Raw genomic sequence first — 4558 nt, forward strand, 5'->3', positions numbered from 1 at the left:
TAGAAAGCCCCCAAACTGCTGATAGAAAGAAAAAAGAAAAAGCCCGGAACCCGCATGATTCCTGGCTTTTTTGGCAGACCATCACAGAGCCTATACGATTGGCTCTCTCCGGCCACAGTCTCGGCATCCATGACCAGCTCTCGGGATATTGTGTTGTTTTTGCCGGAATAATTGAATGCAATCTTTATGCGGTCGTCCCACAGATAAACCGCATTCACAAAGGAGTCAATGACTTTCCGGCGGAAGTCCTGGCTCTTGCGGTCACCGTCCCGGAACCGTTCCATCCAGTAGATGATCTGTTCTCGTTCCAGGTGTGTGTGCGAGGCTATCTCCAAATCTATGGAGCGCTTCAGCTCCACAGCCTCATGCTCCAGTTCCAGCAGGCGGCGCTTGGTGTTCTCGGTGATGATTCCCATTTCTATGGCTTTCATCAGGTTCGCGGTGGCCTTTTCGTTTTCGGCTTTCTGCTCCTGCAGCATACTCAATTCAGCAGAGGCTCCCTCCCGTTCCTGATACGCTATCACCGCATCGGCGATCCACTGTATCACGTCCGGCTGGAGAACATAGCGCAGGGTGGAATCCACCACTACCCGCTCAATATAGTCCTGGCGGACGTGTTTCTTTTTGCAGTCCTTTTCAAGTCTGCGCCGCTGGCAGGAGTAGTAATAGTGCAGCTGCCCCAGGTGCCCGGTGCCAGAGATACCGACCATGTGTGAACCGCACGGCCCACAGAACAGCTTCCCGGTTAATAGGTATTCATTGCCCTCGCGCTTACGGCCCTGGGCGTTTTTCTTTGTTTTCAATCTGCGGTCCACCTCCCAAAATATTTCTGGCTTTACAATTGCAGGGACTCCGCCCTCAATGCGCACATCAGAGAAATGGTACACTCCAATATAGGATTCATTGTGCAGCATATTTTGAAAGCTGCTGCGGTTCCAGAGGCCCCCGCTCCGGGTCTTGATCCCCCGGCCATTCAGATCATTGATGATGTCCACAAAAGGGGTGCCGATAGAAACCTTATGAAAAATCTCACGGACAATTTCAGCCTGAGCTTCGTGTATTTCAAATTTGCCATCTGGGCCTTTGCGGTATCCATAGGGCAGGCTGCCGCTGTTCACTTTGCAGTCCAGGGCATTGAAGTGCATCCCCCGGCGGACATTCTGTGAGAGGTTCGCGGAATAATACTCCGCCGAGCCCTCAAGCACCGATTCCAGCAGAATTCCCTCCGGCCCATCAGGAATAGCCTCCTTTGCGTAAAGCACCTTGACGCCGTGCTTTTTCAACCTGTATTTATAGGTGGCGCTGTCGTATCGGTTCCGGGCGAAGCGGTCCACTTTCCAGGTGATGACATACTGCCAGTGGCCACGCTCCGCTTCCCGGAGCATTCGCTGAAACTCCGGGCGCTTATCGTTGGTGCCGGTCAGGTGGCGGTCGGCGTACACCTTGACGATCTCCAAATTGTTCATCCGGGCAAACGCCTCGCAGTCCGCGACCTGCTGTTCGATGGAGGCATCGTTCTGGGAGTGGGAGGAATACCGGGCATAGATCACGGCGAACTGCGTATCTGGTGCCTGTGTTTTTCGCGCCATACCCATGCCCCTCCTTTCTGGCCCTCGCCTTTGCGGCGGGGGATTTTTTGTAATCAGACAAGTTCCAGGCGGATGCGGCCGCCTTCTTTTGAGGTCTTTATTTTTCCGTTTTGGTAAAGTTCGTGAACAGCCTGGTCGAAATAGGGTGTCAAATCACCGGGGAGGGTTCTCTTGACGTCAACCTGCAGAGCCGTTCCGCCGCTTGAATTTCTAAGAAAATTTATGATATGTCCCTCGGCTTCGTGTAACAGCCTGCCCTGATTCTCGCTGACTGAGTTTGAAGATTTTCTTGACAAAAACCACTTAATTGGATAAACCCACCAGGCAAAGCAAAGATACCACCACCAACCGATGAGTATCCACCAGGCAGCGCCATGTTTCATAAACATCCTTCTTCCCGTCCCGACTATAAGCCGGGGCATTTTCTTTTTACGTTATCCCGCGTGTTTGGAGCCATGTAAAGCTGACGAATCTGCCATTGCTTTTTTCTGGCGCTCCAGTTCGGCACGGTACTTAGCAACCTCAGCATCAATATCAATATCCGCGGCCGCGTTATATTCATCAATTGGAATTTCAGGAACATATTCAACAGGAGCCGTGTGAGTGGCTTCAACAGTGCCGGAGATTGCTGCAGCAACATCAAGCAGATAATTCATGACAGCCTGACGGCTTTCTGGCTTGAGGTTGAGGAATTTCTCAATTAAGATCTGTTCCCCGCGGCTTATCCCTCGCTCTTTGACAAGGGCGTCAAGAGCATTGGTGGCTTCCGGCTCAAACATTTCCCCTGCACCCGTGCGGAGCCAATCTTCACTTATATCAAATTCCCGACAAATAGCTAAAACAACCTGATCAGAAGCGTTCCTGCCGCCAGATTCAATTAGAGAAACACTGTTAGATTTAATGCCAATGCGTTTCCCGAAATCCTGCTGGGTCAAATCCATCTGGCGGCGTATTTTCCTTACACGTTCGCCTAAAGTCATTAATCCGTTCACCTCCTGCTGACATATATCATAGCACACCAAGTTCGCTCTGTCAATAAAAAGTTTCTAAGTCAAAGAAAAATCGCTTGACAAATGTAGCTAAGCGAGATATAATAATCACACAGTCAAAGAAGGGGGGGTCGAGCACATGACTGAGCCGAAGTACACAGCCCAGCAGGCCGCAGAGGGTGTGCTGTTCTACGACACGCTGAAAAGCGTGCCCGAAGATAAGCAGGACATCGTAGCACGCTCAGTTTTGGGGAGTCCCCCAGCGTAGACGTAGAATCGCGCTTGTCGCGGATTTTGGAGGACAATCCGCACCAGAAATACTCTTTGTCCGCAAAAGCGTGTGCGGGGATATTGAACAGGGCCAGCCGGAGAGGGAAACCCCTGCCGCCGGAGCTGGAGGCGGCGCTGATACTGCAATCACGCTCAGAATGAGGGCCGGGTGTGAGGGCGGCGGCAAAGGGGCGCTCCTTCAGACAGAGAAGTCCGGGACGCTGGCCTGCCATAATGACCAGGCTCTTTTTACCGCCGCGCCCTCAGAGGGTGAAAGCTGCCTCTGCGTTTTAACCGACCACCTACCCCCGGCTATGCGGGAAAAGGTGTGGAGCCTCCAGGGCAACGCCGTGGATCGGGACGTAGGTATGAACGGCTCCGGGGTTTCAGATGGTCCCATGTACACCTTGAACACGGTAGACCGCCATGCGGTGCTGTGCCTGAATGACCAGGGCGGCAACTTGATGGACGTCAGCGCCGACAAAGCCGGTACCCTCCGGGCGGAGGCTCACGGCCACCAGCCGGTAGTATGTGCTGGATTCAAGCCCTTTGCAGGGGCAAAGGCCGGGAGCATCGGCTATCAGCCGGAACAGGCCCCTACCCTCACTGCAGAGCAGGAGTGCGCCGTATATGAGAACCACGGCCAGGACAGCCGCCTGACGGGGCCGCTGGACGTGGCTCCCACGGTAGTCCGGCAGTTTGGCACTGGCGGGAACAACACCCCGCTGGTGATGGCCACAGGGCAGGCCAATGCGGAAATCACAGTGGACGCCAGCCCAACCCTCAACTGCAACCATGAACAGCCCATCGTGGCCGCCGTGGACTGCCGCAACGGCAGAGAGAGGGCCGAGGTGAACGGTACCCTGCAGGCAAAGAGTACCGGCGGCCAGAGCCTCAACCTAAACAACGTGGTACGGCGGGCCCGCATTGTGCGCCGCCTGACGGAGCTGGAATGTGAAAGGCTCCAGGGCTTCCCGGATGGCTGGACGAATATCGGCCCCTGGGTGGACAGCAAGGGCAAACACCACAAGGAATGCACCGCCAGCGCCCGGTACACAGCCCTTGGCAACTCCATAGCCATACCGCCCTGGGCCTGGGTGCTGAAACGCCTGTGCGCCTGCTACGAGCGCCCTGCCACGATGGCCAGCCTCTTTGACGGCATCGGTGGCTTCCCGCTGATCTGGGAGCGGCTCAACGGCCCCGGCAGCTGCCTGTGGGCCAGTGAGATAGATGAGTTCGCTATGGCGGTGACGAAATATCATTTTGAGGAGGTACGGATTCAGTGAACAAATGGATAAGCGTGAAAGATGCGCTTCCACCCATTGGGAGGAAAGTACTAATAAGGGGGCTCTCATAATGAGGCGTATGACATACAAAGAGGACATGACTCCAATGGACAAATTGTGCATTGAAAAGGGTATCACCCGGCGGGAGCTGGCAAGGCAGAGCGGGGTGCCGATCCGCACCATAGAGGGCTGGGCCAAGAGAACGCGCACCAGCCCGAACGTCTACCAGCTATACAAGGTGGCACAGGTGCTGGGGTGCCATATTGAGGACCTGTTGGAGCTGGACAGGATAGCGCAGGAGGAAAGCGGCAGGGAATAGCAAGGGGGAGTCAAATTTGACTCCCCCTTTGTGCAATGTCATTAAGTTAAAGGTATAAAAGAGCAAAATAAGAAAAAAGCATAAAAAAGGCTTGACAAATGGGAA

Annotated in this window: 6 protein-coding genes; 3 read left to right on the forward strand and 3 right to left on the reverse strand. The window is 54.3% G+C overall.

Features of this window, described 5'->3' with window-relative positions:
- From D1841_RS16455 to D1841_RS16465, 3 genes are all read right to left on the reverse strand, one after another.
- The coding region (locus D1841_RS16455) for a recombinase family protein (protein WP_160644731.1) at window positions 1-1589 on the reverse strand (1589 nt) is incomplete at its 3' end.
- 53 nt (window positions 1590-1642) lie between these two features.
- Window positions 1643-1972 carry a hypothetical protein gene (locus D1841_RS16460; protein WP_160644733.1) on the reverse strand — a complete coding sequence of 110 codons (330 nt, stop codon included), beginning with the start codon at window positions 1970-1972 and terminating at the stop codon, window positions 1643-1645.
- Window positions 1973-2023: 51 nt separating this feature from the next.
- Window positions 2024-2569 carry a helix-turn-helix domain-containing protein gene (locus D1841_RS16465; RefSeq protein ID WP_160644735.1) on the reverse strand — a complete coding sequence of 182 codons (546 nt, stop codon included), beginning with the start codon at window positions 2567-2569 and terminating at the stop codon, window positions 2024-2026.
- Between the two features lie 148 nt (window positions 2570-2717).
- On the opposite strand from D1841_RS16465, the gene D1841_RS19555 reads away from it, so the two are divergent.
- The 3 genes from D1841_RS19555 to D1841_RS16480 all read left to right on the forward strand — a co-directional run bounded on the left by D1841_RS19555 (window position 2718) and on the right by D1841_RS16480 (window position 4453).
- The gene (locus D1841_RS19555) at window positions 2718-2846 is read left to right on the forward strand and encodes a hypothetical protein (protein WP_256376711.1); all 129 of its coding nucleotides are present in this window, start codon (window positions 2718-2720) and stop codon (window positions 2844-2846) included.
- 70 nt (window positions 2847-2916) lie between these two features.
- Window positions 2917-4134, forward strand: a complete 1218-nt coding sequence (locus D1841_RS19965; protein ID WP_160644737.1) for a DNA cytosine methyltransferase — start codon at window positions 2917-2919, stop codon at window positions 4132-4134.
- A gap of 70 nt (window positions 4135-4204) precedes the next feature.
- A complete protein-coding gene (locus tag D1841_RS16480) occupies window positions 4205-4453 on the forward strand; it encodes a helix-turn-helix transcriptional regulator (RefSeq protein ID WP_237076443.1) in 249 nt (82 codons plus the stop codon).
- Window positions 4454-4558 lie beyond the last annotated feature (105 nt).

This window comes from Neglectibacter sp. X4 (assembly GCF_009917365.1).
In the GTDB taxonomy this organism is placed as follows: domain Bacteria; phylum Bacillota; class Clostridia; order Oscillospirales; family Acutalibacteraceae; genus Acutalibacter.

What these genes read in the sequence shown, in the direction of transcription:
- D1841_RS16460 (WP_160644733.1), bottom strand. Translation starts at nt 1,972, where the DNA reads ATGAAACATGGCGCTGCCTGGTGGATACTCATCGGTTGGTGGTGGTAT.
- D1841_RS16465 (WP_160644735.1), bottom strand. Translation starts at nt 2,569, where the DNA reads ATGACTTTAGGCGAACGTGTAAGGAAAATACGCCGCCAGATGGATTTG.
- D1841_RS19555 (WP_256376711.1), top strand. Translation starts at nt 2,718, where the DNA reads ATGACTGAGCCGAAGTACACAGCCCAGCAGGCCGCAGAGGGTGTGCTG.
- D1841_RS16480 (WP_237076443.1), top strand. Translation starts at nt 4,205, where the DNA reads ATGAGGCGTATGACATACAAAGAGGACATGACTCCAATGGACAAATTG.